Below are 24939 nucleotides of genomic sequence, written 5' to 3'. Positions count from 1 at the left end.
ATTCCGTTATTGCAGGTTCAGCAACAAAGTTTGTCAAGACCGCGATCGTCGGCGCAGTGTCGATCGCGGAGGTGGTCGTGATGTACGACGTTGTGGTGGTCGGCGGTGGTGCCGCGGGACTGAGCGCGGCGCTGGTGCTGAGCAGGGCGCGCAGACGCGTGCTGGTGATCGACGCGGGTGAACCGCGCAACCAGCCCGCCGCGCACATGCACGGGTTCCTGTCGCGCGACGGCATGCCCCCGGGCGAGCTGCTCGCGGTGGGGCGCAAGGAGATCATCGGGTACGGCGGCGAAGTCAGAGCCGGACGGGCCGTGTCCGCGCGCCGCGAAGGCACGGGCTTCGCGGTGGAGCTGGCCGATGGCGATGCGGTGTCGGCGCGGCGGTTGGTCGTGACAACGGGACTGCGCGACGAGCTTCCCCCGGTCGAGGGACTGCGCGAGCGCTGGGGCGACGACGTGGCGGCCTGCCCGTACTGCCACGGCTGGGAAGTCCGGGACCAGCCGATCGGCGTGCTCGGCACCGACCCCAGGGGCGCGCACCAGGCGCTCCTGCTCCGCCAGTGGTCGGACGACGTCGTGTACTTCGGCTCGCGGCTGCCCGAGCAGGACCGGGCGAAGCTGCTCGCGCGCGGCGTCCGCATCGTGGACAGTGACGTCGTGAAAGTGTTGGTGGACAACGACAAGGTCGTCGGCGTCGAACTCGCGGACGGCTCTTGTGAAGCCCGGTCCGCCCTGTTCGTACCGACGGTGTTCGCCGTCAACGACGGGTTGCTGGCCCAGCTCGGCGCCGAGCACACCGCGGACGGGCGGACGACCGTGCCCGGCGTGTACGCGGCGGGCAACGTCGTCGACCCGATGGCTCAGGTGATCATCGCCGCCGCGCAGGGCGCCAAGGCTGGCATGAACGTCAACAACGACCTCGTCCTCGACGAGGCCACCGCGGAGAGAAGGGTGCACGGACTGTGAGTGGGCACAAGCATCACGACCACCTCGACTGGAACGAGCGCGGCGAGATCATGGAGCGCGAGGCGGAGGTCGTGTTCCCGCTCGTGGAACAGGCGTTCCAGTGGGTGCGGGAAGTACGGCCGGAGGCCGGGCGCGTGCTCGACATCGGCAGCGGCCCCGGCGTCGCCGCGTGCCAGCTGGCCCGGCTCTACCCGGACGCGGAGGTCGTCGCGGTCGACGGCGCCCCCGCCCTGCTGGAACGGGCGGCGGCGCGCGCCGAGCGGCTCGGCGTCCGGCTCACCACCCGCCACGCCCAGCTCCCCGACGAGTTCGGCGAGCTGGGCACGGCGGACGTGGTCTGGATCGGCCAGGTGCTGCACCACCTCGGCGACCAGGAGGCCGGGCTGGCCGAGCTCGCCGGGCTGCTGCGGCCGGGCGGCGTGCTCGCCCTGATGGAGGGCGGCCTGCCGTTCCGGTTCCTGCCGCGCGACATCGGCATCGGCCGCACGGGCTTCCAGTCCCGGCTGGACGTGGCGGTGAGCACCGGCTTCGCCGAGATGCGGGCGGAGCTGCCCGGCAAGGTCGACGTCGTCGAGGACTGGGCCGCGATGATCGGCCGGGCCGGGATGCGGCACGTGGGCACGCGGAGCTTCCTCGTCGACCACCCCTCGCGGATCGACGAGCGAACCCGTCGGTACGTGCACTCCGTCCTGACCGGCTGGGGCGACTTCAGCGCCGACCGGCTCTCCGAAGAGGACGCCGCGACGCTGGCCCGGCTGCTCGACCCGGAGGACGAGGCCGGGGTGCTGCGCAGGCCGGACGCGTTCGTGCTGGGCGCCAGGACGATCTACCTGGCGACCACGCCCTAGCCGCCGAAGGGGTGCACGGTGAGGCGGTTGTCGCCGCACAGCGCGTGACCCGGAACGAGGATCGTGGGCCTGCACGACAGGTTCACGACCTTTTCCTTGCCAGTGCGTGCTTCCAGGGCGATGTGCTGCGACTGCGGGGACGTCATGGAGCCGTAGACCGTCCCGCGCCACGCGACCCCGAACAGGTCCGGGGCGACCCGCCTGGTGCTCCTGTCGGGCAACTCCCAGAGCTTCGCCAGGGTCTTCGCGTCGTAGCCCGCCATGGTGCTGCCGGAGCGGAACAGCAGCACGTCCTCACCCGCCTCCCCCGCGTGGGTGTAGCTGTTCCCGGGCAGGTCCAGCAGCACCGCGCCGGTCGCGCTGTCGAGCAGCTGGGTGAGGCCGAGGCCGAGCAGGAAGACCCGGCCCGGGGCGACCCAGCGCAGCTCGTCGTTGATCACCCACCTGTCGACGCTCCACAGTGGACGGCCATCGGCGGCGTCGAGCCCCATCGGCTTGGCCTGTCCTGTGGCGAAACCCGCGATCACCGCCCCGTCGACCGCGCGGGGCGAGAAGTTGTCCCGGCGCCACTTCTCCGCGCCTGTCGCCACGTCCAACGCGGCGGCCGTGCGATGGGCCAGGTGGTAGACGCTCGACCCCGGCCCCTTCACCGCCCACGAGGCGGCCAGCGTGGAACCGCGCCCCACCAGGCCGATGCCGGGCGGCGTCGCGAACCGCTCGCCCCTCAGCACCTCGGTGTTCCAGACGCCCTCGCCCGTCTTCGCGTCGACGGCGAGCACCCCGGAGTACCCGTAGCCCGCCACGGTCCCCTGATCTCGCTTGCGCGCCGTGTACGAGTGCACGACGAGCGCCCTGCCGTTGGCGGTCACCAGAACCGGTTCGCTCCCGTCCCTGGACTCGCCGCCGTCAGGAAAGCGGATCGCCCACCGCTGCTCCCCCGTCGCGATGGCGAGCGCGACAACGCCCTTGTCGTCCATGCCGCTCGTCGTGGCGTAGAGGGTGGCGTCGTCGTGGGTGAAGTACCCAGAGGTGCGCAGGCTGGCGACCTCATCGCCCAGTTCGGTCGGCGGCACCGTGGACAGCTGCCGAGCCGAGCTGCTCGGGCCGGGCTGCCCCGTCGGCGCGGCGCCCGAACAGCCGCCCGCGAGCGCGGCCACCGCCAGCGCCGCCGCGACCCTCCGGAATGTGTGACTCATCGATCCCTCTCCAGCGTCCTCGCGCGACCGGTCGGCCACGCGGTGCCAGAGCTTCGGCGGGCCGGTGCTCAGGAGCCGTTCAAGTTGCCCAGACCCCTGTTCAACATTCGGGGCGAGCTGGGCAAACCTGCTAACCTCTCGCGCCGTGCCGTCGGCTGGACAAGATCTCGACCCGGAGCGGATCGAGACGAAACAGGACCTCGCGGAGCAGCTGACCGCACTGCGCGAGCTCGCGGGCGGGACGAGCCTGGACGCGTTGGCGCGGATGGCGTTCCCCGACTCGCGCGGCCGGGCCAACGTCACGACCGTGCGGAACTGGTTCGCGGGCACGCACGCACCGCGCGACAGCGACGCCCTGTGCCGGATGGTTCGGCGGCTGGCGAAAAGCGCCGGGCTGCCCGATCCCGATGCGACGGTGCGCGGCTTCGCCAACGCCTTCGACCGGATCGCCGACGCGCGGCTGCGGCAGCGGCAGGCTCGGGTGCCCGGGGCGAAAGCCGCACCCAGCCCCAAGCCGCGGTGGCGGTGGTGGCCGGTGCTCGTGGCGGCGGTGCTCATGCTGTCCGGCGGAGTCGGCTTCGCGGTGGCGCGCTACTCCTACCCGCCGCCGTCCGTGCTGGCGTTCCCCTCCTGCGCCGAGGCGTTCACGACCGGCCACAGCAGCGGCTACCTGGTGCTCACCGCGGAGACCGGGCCGCCGGGCAACCCGCACCCGAACCGCAGGATCGAACTGAGGATCCAGAAGGACGACGCGGACGCCTGGCACGCCTACGCCTACCTCGCGCAGTCCCCGAACCAGCAGGACCGGGCCTACCTGCTGTGGAGCTACCAGCAGTCCGGCACGCCGCGGGAGAGCTGGCGGGAGTGCGGCGGCGAACTGTCCAACAAGGTGCAGCAGACCCCGGGCCTGCTCTCCCGCGACCGCAACGGATGGCCCCGCTGGTTCCGCGCCTGCGTCCAGGTGCCGCCGGAAGACCAGATTCCCGGTCGTGGCAGGGAGATCTGCACGAGCGCGACCCGAGCGGACGATTGAGCACCGCGCGAAAGCTCGCGGTGTTGCTGGCAAGCGCGGTGCTGGGCTTCGCGGGCGGTCAGGCGGCGTTCCTCGCGACGACCGGACCGTCCTCGCCGAAGCCCGACAGCCCGTTGCTGGCATACGGCCACTGCGGGGAAGCGTTGCCGCCCAACGACACCACGTCGTTCACGGTCGCGATCTCCGCGCCGGGACCGGTCGGGCACCCGGTGCCGAACAGGGCGATCGAGCTGCGCACCGACGGCGCGATCGCGTGGGCGCACCTCGAAACGTCTCGCGACGTGCTGGACCGCCTCTGGTTCGACTGGAGCTACGAACGCGCCCCGGACTCCGAGCCCCGGTGGCGGCAATGCGGCGCGCAGCCGATCACCGCGGGCGCCTCGACGCCAGGGGTGCGAGTGGCCGACGACGCGGGACGAGCCCGGTGGTTCCGCGCGTGCGCCCAGGTCCCGCCGCACCACCGCGGTCCGCGGATCTCCGGCACCTTCTGCACGGACTGGGTCAGTCCGGCCGGTGGCACTTGAACGCCGTGCGGGTCCGACAGGGGGAAAAGCGTGGTCAGACCACACTTTCCGGTGGACGCGGTATCAGCCGTTCGTGGAAATGCCGTGAGGGCCTAGGATTCAGCGGTTTCTGTTCCCCCTCTGCCCGTCTGCGAGGTCTGCCATGACCGAGGACGCACCGGCCCCGCACAGCGCCGGTCGGACCCGCTGGTCCCGCTTCGCCGTGATCGTCACCGTGAGCCTCGCCCTGGCCGGGGGCCTGGTCTACGCCACCGCGAGCGCCGCGCTGCCGACCTCGTTCGCGCTGTCCGGAAAGAACTTCAAGTTCTCCGCGAAACGCGTGGAGGGCAAGGGCTTCGCCCAGTTCGTCGGCCTCGGGCAGGGGTCGAGGTCCCCGATGGCGGTGACCGGCATGGCCTCGGCTCTGGTCAGCGGCCTGTGCTTCTCCGCGCTCGTGCCCACCCCGGTCGGCTCGGTCACCATCCGCGCCGAAGCGGGCGGCGACAGACCGGTCGAGGCACGCAACCTGGTGCTGAACCTGACCGAGATGCGCGCCGAGGCCACCGCGACGAACCTGTCCCTCGGCATCGACGCCGCGCGCATCGACGGCGCCACCGGGATCACCGGGCGCGCCGGGGACTACGCGCACCAGGCGGACCGGATCGTGATCACCGACCTCAAGGCGAACGCGAGCACCACCACCGCGGGCACCTTCCGGATGACCGGGCTGAGCATCGTGGTCAAACCCGGCAGGCAGGAGTGCTTCTGATGGCCGCGATCGACCGGCGCTTCGCCACCTGGTGCGGCGGCAGGCCGTTCGCGGCCGGGCTGCTCGCGGTGGCCGCTGGCCTGGAGATCGTGCTGCTGCCGATCACCGGCTACGAGTTCCTGCTCGTCCAGGGCATCGGCGGGATCGGCTCGCTGCTCACCGCGATCGGCCTGGTCGCGGGCGGGGTGGCGCTGTGGAGGTACCCGCACCGGGCCAGGGTCATCGGCGCGGGCGTGCTGCTGCTGGCCTTCGTCGCCTACCTCGTGGCCAACCTCGGCGGGTTCCTCGTCGGCATGCTGCTGGCGCTCGTCGCTGGCTCGCTCGCGCTGGCCTGGCAGTCCGGCGACGCGCGATGAGGACCGGCCTCGCGCTCCTCCTGCTCGCCGCCTCCACCATCACCGCCGTCCCCGCGCACGCCGAGCCGGGCTGCGCCGTGGACCGGCTCCCGAGAACCATGCCCCAGTCCGGCAGCATCGAGGAGCGCCAAGCCGCAGACATCCTCGCCGCCTGTCTCCAGCAGGCCCCGGCGCGGACAGGCCCGGCACGCAACCAGCTCAAGGCCAGGTCGGTGACGGCGCGGTCGGTCAGCCCCGCGCCCGGCACGGCGGTCAGCATCGGCACCGAGACCCTGGAGATCGTCGACGCCACCCTGGTGACCGCGCGCGGTCACACCGAGTTCCACGTCGCAGACGCCCGGCTGAGCAACGTCGAACTGAGGGCGGATTCCTTGTCCGGCAAGCTTTTCGGCCTCGTCCCGATCACACTCGGCAACGGGCTGCCCATCGTGCCGGTGCCCTACCTCCGGCTGACCGAGGTGACCGCCGACAACGTGCGGGTCACCGCGCGCACGGCGACCCTGCACGCCGTCGACGGGTCCTAGGGCGACAACCGGTTCAGGTCCCGCGGGAACAGCGTGGTCTCGCGGATGTTCGCGGCCCCGAGCACGCGTGCCGTCCAGCGCTCCAGGCCGATGGCGAAACCGCCGTGCGGCGGCATCCCACCGGCGAACACCCCGAGATAGTCCACATAGGACTGCGGGTCCTCGCCCCGCTCGGCGAGCGCGGCCAGGTAGTCGGAGTGCCGGTGCAGCCGCTGCCCTCCGGTGACCAGCTCCAGTCCCCGGAAGAGCAGGTCGAAACTGTTGGAGTAGCGCGGGTTCCCGGGTTCGGGGTGGGTGTAGAACGGCCGCTTCGCCATCGGGTAGCCGGTGACGAACAGGAACTCCGAACCGTGCTCGCGCAGCGCCCACTCCGACAGCCACCGCTCGTGCGCGGGCGCCAGGTCCGGCTCACCACGCGGGTCCTCCCCGGTGTGCCGCGCGATCAGCTCCTGCGCCTCGGCGAAGTGCACCGCCGGGATCTCCTCCGGCACCGCGGGCAGGTCCACCGCCAGGAGGTCCAGCGCCGCCCCCGCCCGTTCGGCCGCCGCACCGATCATGCCCGCGATCGTGGTGCGCAGCAACGACATCACGTCGCGGTGGTCCTCGATGAAGCCCAGCTCCGCGTCCAGGCTGGTGTACTGGGCGAGGTGCCTGGTGGTGTCGTGCGGCTCCGCGCGGAACACCGGCCCCACCTCGTAGACCCGTTCGAACACCCCGACCAGCGCCTGTTTGAAGAACTGCGGTGACTGTGCGAGGTAGGCGGGACGGCCGAAGTAGTCGATGCCGAAGACGTTCGCGCCGGACTCCGTCGCCGAGCCGACGATCTTGGGCGTGTGCGCTTCGACGAACCCGAGACCGTCCAATGTGGACCGGAATCCGGCGACGCCAGCGGCGGCGATCTCGAAGCGGGCGCGCAGCTTCGGGTGCCGCAGCGCGACCGGGGCGTTGTCCAGCACGGTCGTCAGCGATGCCGGAACGGTCGGGCGGTAGAGGTCGAACACCGGCTGCCGCGCGGGCTCGCCGAGCGGTGTGATCACCGGCTCGACCAGCTCCGCGCCGCCGGGTGCCCGGGGGTTGGCCACGACGAGGCCGCTGACCTCGACGACGGTCTCCTCCGGCGGAACCGCTTCCGCTGAGCCGGGCAGCACCACCTGGGCCAGCCCGGAGCGGTCCCGGAGGACGACGAACGCGACGGACTTCAGCCTGCGCCTGCGGTGCACCCAGCCGGCGACGCGAACGCGGTCACCGATGCGCCCCGGCAGGTCCGCGGCGAGAGAACGAGAGATCATCCACACTCCTCGTGCGTGTGCGATCCCTTGGGAGTGCGGGCGAGAAGGGGACTCGCGGTACCACCGCACCTTCTCCGCCCCTGCCGTGGGGCGGACTCGTCGCGGCCCGATCACGGGGGCCATACCGGCGGGGCATGGGGCGCCGCGCGCCGTTCCTCCCCGCACTCGGGAGGGTCTTCGCACAGGGGCGCGGGGCCGCCTTCCCAGCTACCGGCGGCTCTCTCCCGCCCGCGTGGTCCCTGGCTACTCGTCTCCGTCAACGCGTTGCCGCCGAGGGTAAACCGCCCCGGCGGCGGCGCGCTCGTCATTTTCCGCCGCGAACATCCACTGTGGACGGACGCGGCTAACTACCGCCCTCGTCGGGTGGCGGGGTCGTTGTCGTCGTCCGCTTCGACGTCGAGGAGGGGCACGTCGGGTTCCAGAAGCTCGTCGTGCACGGCGGCGAGGACGGCGAGTTCGGGGTGCTCGACCCGGACGGCGGAGTCGAGGACAGCGGCGTCGTGCTGCTCGGCGCGGTGGTCGTGGTCACCGGGTCGTCGTACTGGCCGATGGGCGTGGCCTTCTGGAAGGGTTCCGGCCGGACATTGCTGAGATAGGTGTCCATGAACTCCTTCCAGATGTGCCCGGGCTCGTCCTTGCCGTAGATCGGGTGGTTGCGCGCCCCGCAGCAGTCACCGCGGAGCGGCTCGTTCAGGTCGCGTCCGACCCACACCGAGGCGGAGATCTGCGGAGTGAAGCCGACCATCCACGCCTTGGCGTTCTCGGTCTTGTCCAGTTCGTGGGTACCGGTCTTGGACGCCGACGGCCGGTTCTTGGCCAGCGCCAGGCTGGAGGACTTCGCCACGTCCAGCATCGTCTCGGTGACGTTGCGCGAGAGCTGCTTGTTGTTGTCGAGGTCGTTCGCGTCGAGCATCGTCTTCGCGACGACTTCCTTCTTCTCGTCCCACAGGGGCAGCTCCTGGCCCGCCTTCATGACCCGGCTCACGAAGTGCGTCGGGCGGGACTCCCCGTCCGCGGCGAACGTCGCGTAGGCACCCGCCATGTCCCTCGGTCGCACCCGCGTGTCACCACCACCGATGGCGACGTTGATGTCCGCGAAACCGTCGGAACCGAGCAGCCCCTTCTCCTGCGACTTCGGAACGCCCGCGGAGAGGGCCGCCTCCACCACCCGCTTGGGGGTCAGGTCCGCGGCGATCTTCATGAAGACCGTGTTGACCGACAACGTCATCGCGTCCCGGATCGAGCACTGCGGTCCGCAAAGGCTCTTGTTGCCGGAGTTGTGGCGGGGCTTCCCGAGGATCTCGATACCGGAGGTGCCGTCGTAGGGCGTGCCGATGCCGATGCCCTTCTGCAGCGCCGCGAGCGCCACGAAGGGTTTGAACGAGGAGCCCGGTTCCTGCAAGGAGTCCGCGTAGTCGACGCCGGTGCCGTTCTCGCCGCCGTAGTAGGCGCGCACACCACCGGTCTTCGGGTCCACCGCGGTGAACGCGGTGCGCAGCCCCTCCTTGTTGTTCTTCATGTACTTGGCGATGGCCTTCTCGGCGTGCTTCTGCGCGTCCTTGTCGATCGTCGTGACGACCGTCAGTCCTTCGCGCTTGAGCTTGTCGTCGGTGTAGCCCATCGACTCCAGCTCGGCGACGACCTGTTCCTGGATGTGCAGCGTGGGCCCGGAAACCGGGTTGCGCTTCATCGCCTCGGCGCGCGGAACGGTCGTCGGGAACGTGAGGTTGGCCGCCTGGTCCTGGGTGATGTAGCCGTTCTCGGCCATCCGCCGGAGCGCGTCCTTGCGCCACCGCCGCTCGGTGGCGTCCTTGTTCTTGTCCGGGTCCAGCCGGTACGGCGCCTGGATCACCGTGGCCAGCAGCGCCGCCTCGGCCGGATCGGAGATCTCCTTGACGCTCTTGCCGAGCAGAGCCCTCGCCCCCGCGTCGATCCCCAGCGCGCCGCGCCCGAACGGGATCGTGTTGAGGTAGGCCTCCATGATCTGCTCTTTGGTCTGCTCGTTGCTCATCTTGAACGACTTGACGAGCTCCTTCCACTTGCGACCGAGGCTGTTCTCCTTGTCGCCGGTGGAAACCTTGATGTACTGCTGGGTGATGCCGGAGCCACCGCCGACGCCGGCGGTGATCTGGTTGAGCACCGCGCGCGCGATGCCGACCACGTCGAAGCCCGGGTTGGTGTAGAACGACGCGTCCTCGGTGGCGGTGACCGCGTTGAGCACGATCTTCGGCACCTCGCCGTGCGAGACGTACGCGCGCGTCCCGCCTTGCGGCACGAGCTTGCTCATCTCGCTCTGACCGTCCGCGAAGAGCAGCGTGACCGTCTTCTCCTGATCCGCGATGACTTTCTTCGGATCGTCGATCTCCACCAGGAAGTACGTGATGACGAAGGCGACGATCGGCCCGATCACCCCGACCGCGGCCGCGATGTAGCAGCCCCGGCGCACGCGACGCCAGATCTTCTTCTTGCGCAGCGCGCGCTCTTCCTCCTCGGTGAGCTCGCGGTCCTCGTCGTCGTGCTCCTCGTCGTCGTCCTCGCTGTGGTGGTCGTACTCGTCGTCGTCCGGCTCGCGGTGGGTGAGCAGCTGCGGCTCGCGCGGGTAGTCGTCCTCGTCGTCGACGAGGTCGATGATCTCCGTCTCGGGCTCGATCAGCTCGGTCGGCGCGTCGTCGAGATCGCGGCGCGGCGGCACGGGAGCTCCCGGGCGCACCCTCCCGCCGGGTAAGACCGTCGTGGGCGGACCGTCACCGTAGTCGGGCGCGCCGTTGCGGTTGACCAGGCTGGTCGGCCCCTCGATGTCGTTGTGCCCGCGCGGGCCGGTGCCCGGGCGTCCTCCCGGCCCGTTGGGACCGGGGAGCAGCTCCGTGCCCGGCGCCATCCCGGCGGCGTTCTGCGGCCCACGAGGACCGGGCCCGTGCTGCCCAGCCGCATGCTCGTTACGCGGCCCTCCAGGCGCCCCAGGGCCGTTCCGCGGGCCTCCGGGCGCTCCGCCCGCCCCGTTGCGCCCGCCGAGTCCACCAGCTGCGCTGGGCCCACCGGGTCCACCGGGTCCGCCACCTGCGCCGGGTCCACCGGGCGCGCCGTTCTGCGGGCCACCGGGTCGGTTCTGCGGGCCGCCCGGCCCACCGTTCTGCGGGCCACCTGGCACGGCACCGTGCGGCTGGCCACCACTCAGGCCGCCACCAGCGGCACCGCCCGGCAGACCGCCGTTCGCCAAGCCCCCGCCCTGCTGGCCACCGTTCGGCGCCCCGCCGGGACCGTTGCGCGGGCCACCTGGCCCTCCCACCGGCCCGATCGGCCGACCACCAGGACCGCCGCGCGGGGCACCCCCGTCTTGGGCCGCACCCGGCCGGGCTGCGGGCCCAGGCCGTCCACCGGGACCGGGCGGCTGCGGCCTGCCCGGCTGCGCGCCGGGAGCCGGGCGGCCCGGCTGCTGGTTCACCGGGTTGCCGCGCGGCGGCGTGCCCGATCCGGGCGCCGGGTTCGGCCTGCGGGGCGGGTGCCCGCGGTTCGGATCGGGTTGCCGCTGGTCACGGGGTGGCTGCGGCGCATCGTCGTCGTCCCACTCGGGACTCCAGAAACCGGTGCTCTCGGTGGGACGCTCGGGACCGGACCGCGCTTCACCCCGGCGGCCCGGATGACCGCCGCGGTTGCGTTCGTCGTTCACGCCTCAGCCTCCACAACCGACGCCACCCAGTACCTCGCCCCGGCCCGGGTCACTGACCGACCTCCACCTGCACACCGTCGTCGAACGTGAGCGCAAAAAGCCTGCCACACGGCCTCCCGGACTCGTGTCCCGGCCTGCGCCGACGACAAACGCGCAGGCAGGACCCACCGGGCCGCGAGGTTGCCCCGTACACGTTTATTCAGGCAAAGACCAAAAGCCTCTCTCGGCAAAATACGAATAAGGAGGAAAGGGACGCGAATGGCACCGGTACTCGGCCATTCGGCTACCCCGCCCGTGGTCTCCCGCGCCGACGTGACACCCGCCCGGACGGCACCTGCGCGGCACCTGCCCGATGCTCCGGCGGCCAGGGCACGACCAAGATCAACTGTCAACTCCGCGACGCCCGTTCACCCCTGTGACGAAGGTAGCCCGGGGGTCCGACAGTCACCGCCGTGCCTCGATTTGACGGATCCGAACTCCCGGCCTGTCACTGATGGCGGAACGGAGGTGAGCCCGGTGAAATCGCTGCTGTCCGCGCTAATTCATTGCTACACAAGGGTTTCCGTGTACTTCGCCAGGCGCTTCGCGTCGGCGCTGTCGAGCGTGCGCAGCGCGGGGTCGACCGGACGGCCCCGATCCACCGCGGTCAACGGCGCGGCCGGTGGCCGGTCGATCCACTCCACCACCGGGCGCACCGACTCGGCGACGGGTCGCGCGAAGAACCGCCCGAGCAGTTTGAGCGCCCCGCGCGTCACCGGGTTCTCCGCGTTGTCCAGGCCGCTTCGCGTGAACCCCGGGTGGTACATCACGTACCGCGCGCGTCCTCCGCACTGTTCCGCGAAGGCCACGCCGAGGAGGTCATTCGCCCTGCCAGCCTGGAGTTGGGCCCGGACCTGCCCGTACTTCCCGGTCAGCTGCGGGTCCTCCCAGTGGATCCGGCCCGCCGTGAGGCCGACACCGGCCACGCTGATGATCACCGGGTTCGCGCTCGCGTCGAGCAGCGGGCGGAGCCGGTGGCTCAACAGGTACCGGCTCAGGTAGTACAGGGCGAACGTGGCCTCAAGCCCGTCCGCGGTCTCGACCCGCCTGCGGTTGAGCCGGTTGGCGAACAGGGCGAGCGCGTCCACGGACTCGTGGCGGTCGGACACCTCGCGCACGACACGCTCGACCTCCGCCACCGACGAGAGGTCGGCCCGCAGGAAACGGAGGTTCGGATTCGACACCTGGTCGACCAGCGCGCGCCCCTTGGCCTCGTTGCTGCCGATCACGATGACGTCGTCGCCCCGGTCGAGCCTGCGCAGGGCCGTCTCCCGGCCCATCCCGTCCGTCCCACCGCTGATGATCACTGTTTTCACGGTTCCATCCTGATTTTCCTTCCCAGACAAGGAAAGACGGCACTTCCGTGTCCGTTGCGCACATCGTTGTGCCTGTGCGCGATCAGGAGCCCGTGATCACACCGACCAGCGGACGGGCATCAGGACACGGAACGTGCTGCCGTCGCCCGGTTCGCTGGTGACGGAGACGGTCCCGCCCTGCGCCCGCACCACCTGGCGGGTGATCGCGAGGCCGAGCCCGCTTCCCCCGGTGCTCCGGCTGCGGGACTTCTCCGCCCGCCAGAACCGCTCGAACACGTGCGGCAGATCCTCCGGGTCGATGTCGACCCCGGTGTCGGCGACCTCGAACAGCACGTGCTCGCCATCCTGGCGCGCGCGGACGCTCACGCGGCCACCTTCCGGGGTGTAGCGGACCGCGTCGCCGTTGACGATGTGCTCCAGTTGGAACGCCTCGCGGAGCAGCATCGCGATCAGCTCCGCGTCGGGCTCGGCGATGCCCCGCAGCTCCTGGTCCACGTTGAGCGGGTCGACGACCGCGTTGTGCCGGGTGGGCAGGGGCGGTGCCTCCGCACCGCCGGAGTCGGCGACGGTGGCCTCGCCCACCGTCAGCGCGATCCACTTCGGAGCGCGTTGGCGAGGGACGGGTGTTCACCTACACCGTCGAGGTGGAGAACGGTGTCGCGTCGCCCGAGGGGGACGTCGAGTTCGGACGCACGGTCCAGGCCACTCTGGAGGATCAGCGGAGTTGGGTCGGCGGCGGCCGCGTGTCCGTGCGACGCGTCGACTCCGGCACGCCGAACATCCGCATCCGGCTCGCTTCGCAGGAAACCGCTCGGGCGACGTGCGGGTTCGAGATCCCGGTCGACGTCTCCTGCCGCACCGGGTCGACCGTCGTCCTCAGCGCGGCCAGGTGGGTTCGCGGCGCGGCCGCGTTCACCGGCTACCGGCAGTACATGATCAACCACGAGACGCGTTCGGGCACCGCCACGAGGTGTGCGGGGCGGACGGCGCACCGGCTCCGGTGATGATGCAGCAGACGTTCAGCACCGCCAACGACGAGGTCGCGGACATCTCGGCGGGCACCGACCAGGGAACGCCGATCCCGCGCGACGGCAAGCGCTGCACCCCGAACGCGTGGCCGTTCCCCTGATGGCCCATCTGTCCATTGTGGACAGATCTCGGGCAGGACGCGGTTTCCTTGCGGTGCGGGACGAAGCGTGCCGCGCCGCAGGCTCCTCGCTCACCCTGGAGGCGAGCCCAGGGAGGCGCAGTGAGGTACTTCAAGTTGTTCAGCGACGCGCTCATGAGCGAAGACCAGCCACGCAAGACGATCATGTTCGCCGACATGGTGGAGTCGGCCAAGCTCAAGGAGCGCACCGCGGAGGTCAACTGGCTGCCGACGATCGGCAAGTTCCTCGACATCGCCACCGAAGCGGTCCAGCACGAGGGCGGCGAGGTGCTGAAGTACCTCGGCGACGGCGTGCTCGCGGTGTTCGACGCGGCGAGCAGCGGCAACGCCATCCGCGCCGGAATCCGGTTGCAGGAGCAGCTGCACAGGCTCCAGGTGGCCACCTCGCTGATCCAGAACTGCCAGTGCACGGTGGGCATCGCGACCGGGCGGGTGGTCGAGTACCGCACGCCCGCGCAGAACTCCGACGTCATCGGCGGCACCGTCGACCTGGCGGCCAGGCTGTCCGCGGCGGCCGCCCCGAACGCGGTGTGGATCGACGCCAACACCTTCCACGCCGCGGACATGACGCGGATCAGGTCCGAGATCGGCCGCGCGCTCGACCGGCCGACCAACGAGTACCACGTCGCGGGCGAGGTCAGCTTGAAGGGATTCGACCACCGCGTCGGCTACTACGAAATCATCTGGTCCCAGAGCGAACGCGGGGCGCGCAACGCGACCGTGCAGGACCAGCACATCCCCGCCCATGACCAGGACGGCGTCCTCCAAGGCACGGTGGAAAACTGGAATGCGTTGAAGGGCTGGGGATTGCTGCGCACCGATCACGGCGAGTTCTACGTCAACCGCAAGCTCCTCGCCGCCCCCAAGGAGAATCTGGTCCGAGGCAGGACCGTCCGCTTCGTCCCGCTCAAGGCACCCCACCCGAACAAGCGCCCCGTCGCGGGCGCGCTCGTGCAGGAGGGAAGCCGTTTGACCGCGACGTTCACCGCGATCTGCGCCGCCTGCGGCTACGGCTACGTCGCCGCTCGGGACCAACAGGGCAACGCTCTGACGCTGTTCGTGCGCCTCGGCGAGGGCGCGGGCCGGCTGCGGCCCGGCGACACGGCGAGGTTGGTCGTCCAGTCGAACTCCGTCGCGCTGTCCGGCCGGCTGGAGACGAGCGCCCCCAATGCCTCATGACCCCGACGTGCTCGCCGCGGAGCTCGCCGATGTCCGCGATGAGCTCAAGCGCTTGGACGGCAAGGCCCGCGACCTGCTGCTGATCGCGACCTTCACCGTCACCGCCGGAGTCGCGATCGCGAACTTCGGCCGCGACGCGATCGGCCTGGCGTCCGCCGTCCTCGCCCTGACCGCCCTGCTCCCGTGGACCGCGGCGGTCGTGAGCCTGCTGCTCGTCATCCGCCCGCTGATGGTGCCCGGCGTCTTCGAACTCCCCGAGACCGACCTGCCCACGTGGCGGGAGCGCCGGTGGCAGGCGCTGACCTGGATCGCCCGGATCAAGTTCAGCCGGGTCCGGAACGCGGTTGACCTGCTGTTCGCCACCCTCGCCCTCGCCGTGCTCGCCGTCGGCGCCGCCCTGCTCCCGGGCTGAAACCCCAGTTCAGGGCTTCGGCGGCCCCCGATTAGGAACCTGATCAGGTTGTGCGTTAATCTTTCCCCAGCGCTTGAGAAAGCGCGGACGGACCGGGATGTGGCGCAGCTTGGTAGCGCACTTGACTGGGGGTCAAGGGGTCGCAGGTTCAAATCCTGTCATCCCGACGGTCACCGAGAGGCCGTCTCACGCAGCGAAAAGCTGAGGTGAGACGGCCTCTCGTCGTTTCAGTGTCGATCTTGCGCAAGATCACCTCGGACTGGAGCTTGGGGACCACTTGGGGACCACGCCGCTCAGACGACCCGGAGGTGTGGCCGACTCGACGGCCATCACGGCGCGTTTCCCTTGTAGAACCCCGAAGAACTTCCGACACCGATCACTGAGTCATGCCACCGGCATCGCGCTGCATCGAACATCCGCCCACATGACTCCGGAACCTTGACGGCCAGGAACCGCTGCTGCCGGTCCTTCTCCCGCCGGACCTCGCGTTGCGCCTATGAGTTGCGGCTGACCCTCGATCCGAATTCCTTCACCGTGAGCTGGTTGTGGGCGGCCTCTAGGCTGAGCAGTCGCTGCCCAGCGGCCTGCCGGGATTTCAGCCCCATGGCCTCGGCGATCTCCGCTCACGCCGGAGCGCGTTCCGGATGAAGGTGGCGACGTGGGCATAGCGTTTGTTGAGCAAACCGTACCTAATCAGTAGCCGCTCACACCGAAGCCCCTTGAGCTGGACTTTCCAGAGCAACCTCCCTTAAGAGACTGTCATCGAGGTGCCAGCACCGCAGTGAACACTGGGCACCTGCTGAAACAGCTTCGTAAGCGTGATCCGCACACATTCAACTCTTTGAGTGACAGTGTGTCGGATCGCCGATGTGTATTCGGCATGTTCGCGCGCTGTAGCGTTCCGGAACTCGCCTGAGATGGGATGATCATGCGTGAGCAGCGTGTGAACCGGTTGTGGTCCGTGGTGTTCTGCGTCGCGGCGGTGGTCGCCGCGATCGTTCCCGTGGCTGCGGCGGAGGCCGCCGCCCCGCCGGGGAGCAAGGGCCCGGTCGGCTGGGCCAGCTACCGTCAGCTCGACGGCATGGCCGCCCTGCGTGGCCCCTCGGAGACCCGCCAGTTCTCCAGCTACGACCGCACCGGCCGCAACAACGACGGCTTCGACGGCAAGCACTCGTGCCTGCGTCAGGTCGGGGGCAACTGCGTCATCGCGGAGCGCGAGGGCGCGGGCGAGATCGAGTCGATCTGGTTCACCCGTGACGAGGGCGTGGTCACCAAGACCGGGTGGATCAAGGTGGAGCTCGACGGCAAGGCGGTGTTGAAGGCCCCGCTGCAGGACGTGGTGGACGGCAAGCTCGGGGCGCCGTTCGTGTGGCCGTTGGTGGCCAACCGGGGCGACACCTCCGGTGGTGTGGTGATCAAGGTGCCGATGCCGTTCCGGAAGTCGATGCGGGTGACCACGCAGCGCAACCCGCTGTTCCACCACGTGGTCTACCGAGCCTTCCCCGACGCCGACGGGGTTGCCGCGTTCGACCCGAAGGACCCGGCGACCGACGTGATCACTCGGCTGCGGGCCTTCGGTCTCAGCGATCCGAAGCCCGCCAAGCCGGGAGCGGCCACGCTGCGGTCCACGGTGGGCATCGAGCCCGGCGCGACGGCACGGGTCGCGGAGCTGAGCGGCCCCGCGCAGATCAGTCAGCTCCGAGTGCGTCTTCCCCAGGTGGTGCGCAGCCCCGCTGTCAACGACGACGGCCGGTCGTACGGGCCGGGGGGCTCCAGCACTTTCACCGTGGCGGTGCACCCGGCCAACACGGGTGTGCGGCTGACCCGGCGCTACGACCCGCACATGGAGAAGCAGCGGGCGAACCTGCTGGTCGACGGCAAGGTGGCCGGGCAGTGGTACCGCGGGTCGGAGCTCGGCCCGATGACGTGGGCCGACCAGTCCCTCGAGGTCGCGCCCGCGCTCACCGCCGGCAAGTCGAAGCTGACCATCCGCAACGAGTTCGTGTCGTCCACTGTGGACGTCAACGAGTTCCGCTACGACGTGCACAGCCTGGTGAACGGCACGTGGGTGCGCACGGACGTGATGGACGTCGGTCCGGACCGCCCCGGCGAGGAGCTGAGCCACGGCTACCGCGTCGAGAAGCAGCTGTGGCAGGGCAGGCACTACCTCTACTACCCGACCGACGCCGATCAGGTGACCGCCTCGGACGACGTGCTGACCGGCGCCCGACTGCGGATCAGCTTTGACGGCAACACGACCGTGGACGCGCCGATCGGTGAGTTCTTCGGCTCCGGGCTCGGCGAGTACGACGTCCGGTCGCTGATGTTCTCCATGGATCCCACCAAGGACGGTTGGTACACCTCGTGGTGGCCGATGCCGTTCGCGCAGCGCGCGGTGGTGGAGATCGTCAACGCCAGCGGAACCCGGATCTCCGACGCCGCGGTCGAGCTGACCTCGGCACCGGACAGCACGATCACGGAACGCTTGCGGCCCAACGGTTCGACGGGTTACTTCAACGCCACGCACCGGCGGTCGGTCACCGAGGTCGGCAAGGACTGGCTCTTCATGGACGCCTCAGGCCGCGGGGTGTTCTACGGGGTCACGCACTCCATGCGCGGCAAGCTCCCGTTGGCCACCCAGACGCCGAGGTTCTACCTGGAAGGCGATGAGCGCGCTTACGCCGACGGGTTGCGCACCCCGATCCAGCACGGCACCGGCACGGAGGACTTCTACGAGTCGGGGTGGTACTTCCGCACTGGGTCGTTCGCGATGCCCCTGGCGGGGTATCCGGCGCACGAGGTCGGCGGTGACGGCTGCCAGTTCGACTGCACGGGTGCCTACCGGCTGATGGTGCCGGACGCGATCCCCTTCAACACGGCGCTGCGGTTCGGCATCGAGCCCGGGCCACTCGCGGACGTCCAGTCGGACTACAGCTCCACGTCCTACTGGTACGGCCAGCCGCGGTGGACGTTGCGTCAGACCGACCGGCTCGACCCCACCGACCTGGCCAGCCGCGCCGCGCACGGCTACACCGCCGCCAAGGAGACGGTGAGCAAGCTGACCTCCAGCTTCGAGGGCGATGACGACCGCTCCGTCGCCAGTGCACAGGTCACCGCCACCACGGGCGAGATCGGCTTCACGATCACAACGGAGCCGAAGAACAACGGGGTCCAGCTCGTCCGCACCGCCGACCAGGCCCGCTCCCAGCAGCGGGTCGAGGTGCTGGTGGACGGCCGGGCGGCAGGTACCTGGCTCCAGTCGTCCGGCAACGCCGACCAGCGGTGGCTCCAGGACGCGTTCACCATTCCGGCGCACCTCACCTCCGGCAAACGATCGCTGGTGATCACGTTGAAGCCGGTGCGGGGTTCCGCGCCGTGGTGGGCGAGCGACTACCACGTCCGCTCGTTCGTCGAACCGTTCGAGCCGGACCGGTCGGCAACCGTGCGCGTCATGCCCGAGAACCTGGACTGGTCGGCACCCGACCGCGGGCCGAACATCCGCGACGAGCGCGACCCGGTCTCACCGACGAACGGCAAGACCGGGGGCTGACCGCCAACAGGCGGGGCCTGGACCACCGGTACGCCGTCCAGGCCCCGTGCGACCTGCCGCAGACGACCAGCTGTATGGACTGAGTCGTCGTGGTGCGCTCCTTGTGCGAGCCGCTGGATGCGGTTCGGCAGGAGCTGCGTGGCCAGGGTGGCGATCTCGTAGGAGCACCGGACAAGGAACGGACGCTGGCATTGAACTTCCCCGACGCTCGGACATGTTGGCGGTTGATCTGTACTGGTCTCCCAACATCGGACAGCTGGCACTGGCCCCGGAACCGCAACCCGCGCACACCACCGCAAGGGCAAGCCCGAGAGCCGCGAACGCGAGCTGCCATTTTCGTGACGTAATGTCAGCTCCTCCATGCGTGGCGCGGTTCAGTTGACCAGCGGTCGGTACGCACCGCCGTCGATGCGGCCGTGCCCGCAGACCGGCCCCGCGGGCCACCGAACCACCAATGACTCTGTCTCGCGGGGCGGTATCACGTCCGCTCGCGCTGGAATCGACTGGCAGGGGCCGCTCACCGGTTCCCCGACCTTGGACACGACGCTTCAGTGCAGTCGCTTGACCGCGGACTCACCTGATTCCAGGACGAAGCGGCATGGCCAGCTCTGGTCACGACGCAGATCCGTCGGCAGATCGGTCTGGGTACGCCGCTGCTCGCTCCGATGCGCGCCGAGACCTCTGAGTACCACCCCAGTAAGAACCCCGGTGCCACTCCGATCCCTACCGAAGTCACCGCCGGAAACCACGCGCATCGTGCCGCGGGAATCCGCGGAGGCGCTGGATGAGCATCCCCACGTACAAGGCGGCCGTCTCATGCGAGGTGTCCTTCGCTCACTGCGTTGTCCTCTTACGCGCTAGGGGATTTGTCTTCGCCGGAGCCGTTGTCTCCGACACTCCGCTGACCTCGGCGCCGCTGCGCTGTGGCTGTCGAGACGGTCCGCCGTAGCCGTGGCGATCGGCGAGCCGAACGCCGGGTCCTCCGAGGCCACCCGCGTCTGCTCGATCATCGTCCGGACGGTCAGCTCGCTGGTCCGGCCGCCCGCGGTGGGCTTGTCACCGTAGACGAACAAGAATCGCTCCACCCCGTACGCGGCGGCCGTCAGCAGATCGCGCCGGAAGCCCAGCACGTTACGGTCCCGCGAATTCAGACAGGCGATGGAACGCGCGCCCATGGCCTGCACCTCATGAGCGACCGCGACACTGGACACCGTCGCACGGCCGATGTGGTTGTCGGGGATCAGGAACGAGCAACCGGAACTCGAACCTCGTGTCCCTGCGCGGGGCTTACTGGCCGGTGATCTTGCCGTCGCCACCCGCGGCGGCGGCTCTGGCGCACCTCCAGCTGACCTCGTCGTCGGAGGTGTTGGTGAGGGCGCGGTAGAGGGGGTGGGCGCGCAGGAGTTCCTCGTGGGTGTCGACCGCGAGGACCTGACCCTGGTCGAGGAGCACCACGTGGTCGGCGTGCGCGGCGAGCGAGTAGCGGTGGCTGACGGCGATCACGGTGCGCACGCGTGCCTGGTCGAGCAGGGCTCGCAGGAGCTGTGCCTCGCTGCGCCCGTCGAGCTGCGAGGTCGCCTCGTCCAGTAGGAGCACCTCGGCTCTGCGCAACACGGCTCGGGCGACCGCGAGCCGTTGCCGCTGGCCACCGGACATCCGGGCGCCGCGTTCACCGATCTCGGTGTCCAGGCCCTCGGGCAGTGTACTGATCCACTCGTCGAGCGCGACGGCGCGCAACACCTCGTCGAGGTCCTGTTCCGCGGTGTCCGGCGCGCCGTAGAGCACCGCCTCGCGCAGGGTCTCGCCCAGCAGCGGCGCTTCCTGTTCCACGTAGGCGAGCCGCCGTCGCAGCTCCCTTCGCGGCAGGCCGCGGATGTCCGCGCCGTCGAGCAGGATTCGGCCGTGATCGGGGTCGTCGAACCGCTCGATCAGCCCCAGCACCGTGGTTTTCCCGGCACCGGACGGTCCCACCAGGACGGTCAGGCCGCGCCCCGCGGTCAACGAGACTCCGCGCAGCACGGGTTCTCGATCGTGGGAGTAGCACAGCTGGTCGAGTCGAAGGCCGCCCTCCTCATGCCGGGCGAGTGTCCCGGCGGGCTCCTCGTGTTCGGCGGGAAGCTCGTGCAGGGCCTGGACGCGGCTCACGGCGGCCAAGCCCTCGGAGAGGGAGGTCGCGGCGTCCGCGCCGTTCTCCACGGGGTCCCGGAGGTAGGTGACGTAGAGCAGGAACGCCACGAGGTCGGAGACCTGGAGCTCGCCGGAGACGATGCGCGTCGCGCCGACGCCGAGCACGACCAGGAACATGACTTCGAGCGCCCCGATGGAGATCCCCTGGACCAGCGCGTCCAGCCAGGCTTGGCGCACACCGGCGCGGTAGGCGGCGCGCGCGTCCTCGGCGACCGCCCGCTCCTCCCGGTCCTCCGTGCCGAACGCCTTGACGGTGCGGAAGGCGATCAGGGTGCGTTGGAGTGCGGTGAGCATGCCGGCGACGCGGTCCTGGGCGTGCTCGGCGGCCTCGTACATCCGTTTCAGGGCAAACCACTCGGCGATGCTGGTGACAACGAGCACCACCAGCAGCACGACGAGCAGCACCGGGTCGATCGACGCCATCAGCGCGAGCGCGGCGACGAGCACCAAGGGCGCGACCGCACCGTGCACCAGGGCGGAGGACAGCGTGTGCCGCAACAGGGTCGTGTCGCTGCCCACCCTGGCGAGCACGTCGCCGACCGGGCGACCGGTGACATCGCCGACGCGGGCGTGCAGCAGTCCGCGGACCAGCCCGCGCCGCACGTCGAGCACCATGCCCTCGCCGAGGCGGCCGAGCAGGTAGTGGCTGATCGTCGCCAGCACCAGGCCGAGGACACCCACGACGGCGAGCAGCACCACCGGGGTCACGAGCTCCTCGTCCGCCTCCAGCGAGTCCAGGACCCAGCTGGCGACCAGCGGCTGGATCAGCACTGCCGCGTTGGACAGCAGCTCCAGCAGCATCAGGGAGCCCAGCCGGCCACGCGATCCCTTGGTGTAGCCCCACAGCACCGTCGCGGGTGTCCCGCTCATCAGACGAGCTGGAAGGCGTAGGAGAGGCGGTTGAGGTGCATCACCATGCACGACAGCAACGCGCCCGCCTTGTGGTACTCGGCCAGGTTGAAGTAGCTGACCTCGAACGCGAGGCCGGAGGCGATGTCCTCCAGCTTGCGGTTCTTGGCGAGCTCCATCCGGTAGTCCTCGGTCCCGGCTTTGAGGTCGTGGATGTGCGAGGAGTTCAGCAGGACGTTGTGCAACCGCACCGAGTTGCAGATGCCGGAGTAGCAGTCCTCAGCGGAGACGTCGATGATCTCGGTGTGCTTCTCCAGCTCGGCGATCTCGTCCTCCTCGTACATCTCCGTGCACACCAACGTCTTCTCGGCGGTGACCGGGAAGACGCTGCAGTCGAGGTGGTACAGGTGCGGGTCGGTCATCGCGAGCTTGACGACCTTCATGTCGAAGGTCCGTTCCATCCACTCGTACGCCTCGCGGTCGGACCGCTGGCCGTAGCCACCGACGTAGACGTTGCCGTACAGGTGCTTGATCTCCGCCTCTCCCTCGAAGCGGCTCGGCGCCACGTAGGTCTCGTACCCCATGGCGCGGAAGAAGTTCACGCCCACCGGTGTCTCCGCCTTGCGGGGTTCGCTGGTGTAGTTGGAGATCACCACCGTGTTCCGGTCCCGGTAGTGGTCGAGGACCAGCCCGAGGTTCGCGGTGAACACCAGGTCCTGCAGTCCGGTGGGGCGCGGGGTCGGCAGCACCGTCACCAGGGCCTCGGCGGCGATGTAGTTGTAGAGCTCGAAGAACTGCGTCATCGCCTTGCGGTGGTCGGGAATCCGGTCGGCGTCGGCCAGTGCCTCCATCCACGCGTTGTTGGCGACCTCGGCGGTGTAGGAGAACGGGGCGTTCATCAGGAACGCGGGCCGCGCCAACTGGGTCGGGTTCACGGGCGGCGCCGTGGACTCCCACGGGGCGGTCGAGTCCTGCGACGGGACAGTGGCGGTCATCGGGGACAGCTCCTTCGGCGAAAGCGTGCGGGGGTCAGTTCGGGAAGACGACGCGGACCAGCGGGTCGACCCCGGCTTCGACGTGCGTTCCAGGCGTCTGCAAGGGGACGAAGTCGACGTGCCCGGACAGTGGGATCACCAGGTCGACCTGGGAGCCATAGCGGATTTGGGAGAACCGCTTGCCCTGGCAGACCTGCTGGTTCTGCCCCAGGTCGAAAGGCGTGATGGAGTCGACGTCGTAGTCCGCGATCTGCAGGACGTAGTAGGACTGCTTGAGCGAGGGCACGTCGACCCGGTTCACCATGCGCTGGTTGTGGTGGAGGTAACTGGCGCGGGCCGGATCCACGCGCAGCTCTTCCAAGAGGTCCTTCTCGATGTCCAGCATCGGATAGTTGAGCGTGTCGACCGGGTCCAGCATCCGCCAGCACAGCCGCCCCGCGTACGGAACGCGGTTGACGTGCACGTCGAAGAACGTCATGAAAATGCCGATGATCAGGCAGGACTGGTCGAGCCAGGGATTGCGCAGCGCCTGGCGCGGCGTGTACGGAACCCCTTTGATGTTGACCAGCGCCTCGTCCGGTTTGACCGTCTCCTGGTAGAGCACGACACCATCGGCCGGGGAGAAGAACAGCTCGGGGTCGGAGAACACCGGCCTGGTCGGGTCACGAAAGAAGTGGTACTGCGACAGATAGGCCAGCGACCGGCTCGCATAGGGTTTGACCTCGGATTCAACCCAGGCCTCAAGAGATTGAGCCATAGCACGCAACTTCCGGTTTCCGGGTGGGTGACTCGGGCAGATTCGAGTCGACCAGCGCACGGTTAAAGAACTGCGCGAAGACCGCAAGAAACCGCTGTGCGGGCACGTGTTCCGAACGAATTCGCCAGGTGGGAGCGGTATCGGGTTCAGAACATCGGTCGTCGAACAGCGGCCCCCCGCGAACCCGCGTCACCAACTCGTTCAACTGGGGACTTGGCTGCTTGGACGAACGTCGACGGCAACGAGAACGCCTCCTACCGGTCGGCCAGTCCCGCAACGGCGATCGCCATGACGGCTCGTAGCCATGCCGACTCGGTGTCCCGGGTGGAGCGACTCAGTTCGACGTGGAGGAACACCGCGTCGTGGTCGGCCGCCGCGCTCCCCTGCTTGTTGCGGAACCCTTCGAGCTCACCGCAGTTCGACCGCCATGCCACGCACACGTCCAACCCCTTGTCCGCGATGCCGTCGGCGGCTTCACGCGCGATCGGACCAGGCCGTCCGTTACCGACCGAAACCACGACATCGACCCCGGGAAGGCTGCCGTCGTCGAACCCGTGGAACTGGACCTGTGGCACGCCGCGGCGGGCGTGGTCGACCGCGATGGCGTGGAACATCGAGTCGGTCCGATGGGCCACATCGCCCGCACCGCCACCAACCCTGCGGTGCGTGCCGGACACCGCGAGCATCGCGCCGGGGACCGCTCGCCACATCGCCAGACCGACCTCCTCGGTGCGCAGGTCGGAGTTGGGGTGCGGCACCTCGACCAGCACGCTGGGCGGCCCGCTGAGGTCGACGAGGTAGAGCCCCCACGCCCACTCCGAACCCGGCTCGTCGTCGACGAGCGCGTAGCGGCGGCCGGTGGCCGGGTCCTCGTCGAAGGTCACCGTGAAGCCCAACTGAGCCAGGCCGCCATTCACCTGTCCGATGATGTGCAGCTCACGCATCTCAATGACGAACTTTCGGCGTTCGACTTCCCCCGGTGGCCGGTAACGGGCGTCGGGCCGCAGCCCCACCGCGTGCTCCAGCACCACCTCGACAGGATCTCCACCAGCGGATACCCGTCGCAGTACCGCACCCTTCGGCGTAATGGCAAGCAGGACGAACAATGCGACCAGGACAAGAGATCCGAGAATTGGCAGACCCCGGCGCCACCGAAGAGAAATTCCCATCAAACTCACACCCCGTTACTCAATAGTTATTTAATTCAGAGCGAACTCTCACCTAGATGGCAAACGATCGTGAACCCATCGGGGGGTGACACCCCGGACGTGTGTTCAACCATCCCGTTCAAGTGCCTAAGACACGAGCGCGAAACCTGCTTAGCCGGAAACGACTAC

The 24939-nt window shown here is 69.5% G+C and carries 21 protein-coding genes, 1 tRNA gene and 1 pseudogene; 13 read left to right on the top strand and 10 right to left on the bottom strand.

The window, feature by feature from the left end:
* The first annotated feature begins 56 nt into the window (after positions 1-56).
* Both NLX83_RS22560 and NLX83_RS22555 read left to right on the top strand, forming a co-directional pair.
* Positions 57-965 carry an NAD(P)/FAD-dependent oxidoreductase gene (locus tag NLX83_RS22560; RefSeq protein WP_308209353.1) on the top strand — a complete coding sequence of 303 codons (909 nt, stop codon included), beginning with the start codon at positions 57-59 and terminating at the stop codon, positions 963-965.
* The gene (locus tag NLX83_RS22555) at positions 962-1813 is read left to right on the top strand and encodes a class I SAM-dependent methyltransferase (protein ID WP_254237112.1); all 852 of its coding nucleotides are present in this window, start codon (positions 962-964) and stop codon (positions 1811-1813) included. The genes NLX83_RS22560 and NLX83_RS22555 overlap by 4 nt, the downstream gene beginning before the upstream one ends.
* Here the strand turns inward: NLX83_RS22555 and NLX83_RS22550 are convergent.
* Positions 1810-3009, bottom strand: a complete 1200-nt coding sequence (locus NLX83_RS22550; protein WP_254237111.1) for an outer membrane protein assembly factor BamB family protein — start codon at positions 3007-3009, stop codon at positions 1810-1812. The genes NLX83_RS22555 and NLX83_RS22550 overlap by 4 nt on opposite strands.
* A gap of 145 nt (positions 3010-3154) precedes the next feature.
* On the opposite strand from NLX83_RS22550, the gene NLX83_RS22545 reads away from it, so the two are divergent.
* From NLX83_RS22545 to NLX83_RS22525, 5 genes are all read left to right on the top strand, one after another.
* Entirely contained in the window at positions 3155-4042 is an 888-nt protein-coding gene (locus tag NLX83_RS22545; RefSeq protein ID WP_254237110.1) for a hypothetical protein, read from the top strand.
* A complete protein-coding gene (locus NLX83_RS22540; RefSeq protein ID WP_254237109.1) occupies positions 4039-4566 on the top strand; it encodes a hypothetical protein in 528 nt (175 codons plus the stop codon). The genes NLX83_RS22545 and NLX83_RS22540 overlap by 4 nt, the downstream gene beginning before the upstream one ends.
* A gap of 142 nt (positions 4567-4708) precedes the next feature.
* Complete coding sequence (locus tag NLX83_RS22535; RefSeq protein WP_254237108.1) at positions 4709-5314, top strand: DUF6230 family protein; 606 nt, start codon at positions 4709-4711, stop codon at positions 5312-5314.
* The gene (locus tag NLX83_RS22530; RefSeq protein ID WP_254237107.1) at positions 5314-5670 is read left to right on the top strand and encodes a DUF6114 domain-containing protein; all 357 of its coding nucleotides are present in this window, start codon (positions 5314-5316) and stop codon (positions 5668-5670) included. The genes NLX83_RS22535 and NLX83_RS22530 overlap by 1 nt, the downstream gene beginning before the upstream one ends.
* A complete protein-coding gene (locus tag NLX83_RS22525; protein WP_254237106.1) occupies positions 5667-6194 on the top strand; it encodes a hypothetical protein in 528 nt (175 codons plus the stop codon). The genes NLX83_RS22530 and NLX83_RS22525 overlap by 4 nt, the downstream gene beginning before the upstream one ends.
* Here the strand turns inward: NLX83_RS22525 and aspS are convergent.
* Entirely contained in the window at positions 6191-7483 is a 1293-nt protein-coding gene (gene aspS / locus NLX83_RS22520; RefSeq protein ID WP_254237105.1) for an aspartate--tRNA(Asn) ligase, read from the bottom strand. The genes NLX83_RS22525 and aspS overlap by 4 nt on opposite strands.
* Positions 7484-7826: 343 nt before the next feature.
* Positions 7827-10361, bottom strand: coding sequence for a transglycosylase domain-containing protein (locus NLX83_RS22515; RefSeq protein ID WP_254237456.1), 2535 nt, complete (start codon positions 10359-10361; stop codon positions 7827-7829).
* A gap of 36 nt (positions 10362-10397) precedes the next feature.
* Here NLX83_RS22515 and NLX83_RS22510 point away from each other — a divergent pair, with 36 nt between their 5' ends.
* Entirely contained in the window at positions 10398-11240 is an 843-nt protein-coding gene (locus NLX83_RS22510; protein ID WP_254237478.1) for a hypothetical protein, read from the top strand.
* Between the two features lie 458 nt (positions 11241-11698).
* On the opposite strand, the gene NLX83_RS22505 is transcribed toward NLX83_RS22510, so the two are convergent.
* Both NLX83_RS22505 and NLX83_RS22500 read right to left on the bottom strand, forming a co-directional pair.
* Complete coding sequence (locus tag NLX83_RS22505; protein ID WP_254237104.1) at positions 11699-12505, bottom strand: SDR family NAD(P)-dependent oxidoreductase; 807 nt, start codon at positions 12503-12505, stop codon at positions 11699-11701.
* Positions 12506-12601: 96 nt separating this feature from the next.
* Positions 12602-13087, bottom strand: a complete 486-nt coding sequence (locus NLX83_RS22500; RefSeq protein WP_254237103.1) for a sensor histidine kinase — start codon at positions 13085-13087, stop codon at positions 12602-12604.
* Between NLX83_RS22500 and NLX83_RS22495 the strand changes: the two are divergent.
* The 5 genes and pseudogenes from NLX83_RS22495 to NLX83_RS22475 all read left to right on the top strand — a co-directional run bounded on the left by NLX83_RS22495 (position 13045) and on the right by NLX83_RS22475 (position 18814).
* A pseudogene (locus tag NLX83_RS22495) lies at positions 13045-13634 on the top strand (DUF3152 domain-containing protein). The gene NLX83_RS22500 and the pseudogene NLX83_RS22495 overlap by 43 nt on opposite strands.
* Positions 13635-13754: 120 nt before the next feature.
* Positions 13755-14852 (top strand): adenylate/guanylate cyclase domain-containing protein, encoded by a 1098-nt coding sequence (locus tag NLX83_RS22490; RefSeq protein ID WP_254237102.1) that lies wholly within the window; start codon positions 13755-13757, stop codon positions 14850-14852.
* Complete coding sequence (locus NLX83_RS22485; RefSeq protein ID WP_254237101.1) at positions 14842-15264, top strand: hypothetical protein; 423 nt, start codon at positions 14842-14844, stop codon at positions 15262-15264. The genes NLX83_RS22490 and NLX83_RS22485 overlap by 11 nt, the downstream gene beginning before the upstream one ends.
* 93 nt (positions 15265-15357) lie before the next feature.
* Positions 15358-15431, top strand: a tRNA-Pro gene (locus NLX83_RS22480).
* Between the two features lie 761 nt (positions 15432-16192).
* Positions 16193-18814, top strand: coding sequence for a glycoside hydrolase family 172 protein (locus NLX83_RS22475; RefSeq protein ID WP_254237100.1), 2622 nt, complete (start codon positions 16193-16195; stop codon positions 18812-18814).
* 857 nt (positions 18815-19671) lie between these two features.
* Here NLX83_RS22475 and NLX83_RS22470 read toward each other — a convergent pair.
* From NLX83_RS22470 to NLX83_RS22450, 5 genes are all read right to left on the bottom strand, one after another.
* Positions 19672-19989, bottom strand: a complete 318-nt coding sequence (locus NLX83_RS22470; protein WP_254237099.1) for a hypothetical protein — start codon at positions 19987-19989, stop codon at positions 19672-19674.
* 112 nt (positions 19990-20101) lie between these two features.
* Positions 20102-21871 (bottom strand): ABC transporter ATP-binding protein, encoded by a 1770-nt coding sequence (locus NLX83_RS22465; RefSeq protein ID WP_254237098.1) that lies wholly within the window; start codon positions 21869-21871, stop codon positions 20102-20104.
* Positions 21871-22845, bottom strand: a complete 975-nt coding sequence (locus NLX83_RS22460) for a dimethylarginine dimethylaminohydrolase family protein (protein ID WP_254237097.1) — start codon at positions 22843-22845, stop codon at positions 21871-21873. The genes NLX83_RS22465 and NLX83_RS22460 overlap by 1 nt, the downstream gene beginning before the upstream one ends.
* A gap of 34 nt (positions 22846-22879) precedes the next feature.
* Positions 22880-23602 (bottom strand): phosphatidylserine decarboxylase, encoded by a 723-nt coding sequence (locus NLX83_RS22455; RefSeq protein ID WP_254237096.1) that lies wholly within the window; start codon positions 23600-23602, stop codon positions 22880-22882.
* 254 nt (positions 23603-23856) lie between these two features.
* Positions 23857-24633 carry a hypothetical protein gene (locus NLX83_RS22450; RefSeq protein WP_254237095.1) on the bottom strand — a complete coding sequence of 259 codons (777 nt, stop codon included), beginning with the start codon at positions 24631-24633 and terminating at the stop codon, positions 23857-23859.
* Between the last annotated feature and the right edge of the window lie 306 nt (positions 24634-24939).

It is taken from the genome of Allokutzneria sp. A3M-2-11 16, from assembly GCF_024213555.1.
Lineage (GTDB): Bacteria > Actinomycetota > Actinomycetes > Mycobacteriales > Pseudonocardiaceae > Allokutzneria.
The sequence above is the reverse complement of the archived record's forward strand: the minus strand, read 5'-3'. Positions and strand labels throughout refer to the sequence as shown.

Excerpts from the sequence above, each read along its gene's own strand:
- NLX83_RS22470 (WP_254237099.1), bottom strand. The coding sequence starts at position 19,989 with ATGGGCGCGCGTTCCATCGCCTGTCTGAATTCGCGGGACCGTAACGTG.
- NLX83_RS22530 (WP_254237107.1), top strand. The coding sequence starts at position 5,314 with ATGGCCGCGATCGACCGGCGCTTCGCCACCTGGTGCGGCGGCAGGCCG.
- NLX83_RS22460 (WP_254237097.1), bottom strand. The coding sequence starts at position 22,845 with ATGACCGCCACTGTCCCGTCGCAGGACTCGACCGCCCCGTGGGAGTCC.
- NLX83_RS22485 (WP_254237101.1), top strand. The coding sequence starts at position 14,842 with ATGCCTCATGACCCCGACGTGCTCGCCGCGGAGCTCGCCGATGTCCGC.
- NLX83_RS22455 (WP_254237096.1), bottom strand. The coding sequence starts at position 23,602 with ATGGCTCAATCTCTTGAGGCCTGGGTTGAATCCGAGGTCAAACCCTAT.
- NLX83_RS22535 (WP_254237108.1), top strand. The coding sequence starts at position 4,709 with ATGACCGAGGACGCACCGGCCCCGCACAGCGCCGGTCGGACCCGCTGG.
- NLX83_RS22475 (WP_254237100.1), top strand. The coding sequence starts at position 16,193 with ATGCGTGAGCAGCGTGTGAACCGGTTGTGGTCCGTGGTGTTCTGCGTC.
- NLX83_RS22525 (WP_254237106.1), top strand. The coding sequence starts at position 5,667 with ATGAGGACCGGCCTCGCGCTCCTCCTGCTCGCCGCCTCCACCATCACC.
- NLX83_RS22550 (WP_254237111.1), bottom strand. The coding sequence starts at position 3,009 with ATGAGTCACACATTCCGGAGGGTCGCGGCGGCGCTGGCGGTGGCCGCG.
- aspS (WP_254237105.1), bottom strand. The coding sequence starts at position 7,483 with ATGATCTCTCGTTCTCTCGCCGCGGACCTGCCGGGGCGCATCGGTGAC.
- NLX83_RS22515 (WP_254237456.1), bottom strand. The coding sequence starts at position 10,361 with ATGGCGCCGGGCACGGAGCTGCTCCCCGGTCCCAACGGGCCGGGAGGA.
- NLX83_RS22465 (WP_254237098.1), bottom strand. The coding sequence starts at position 21,871 with ATGAGCGGGACACCCGCGACGGTGCTGTGGGGCTACACCAAGGGATCG.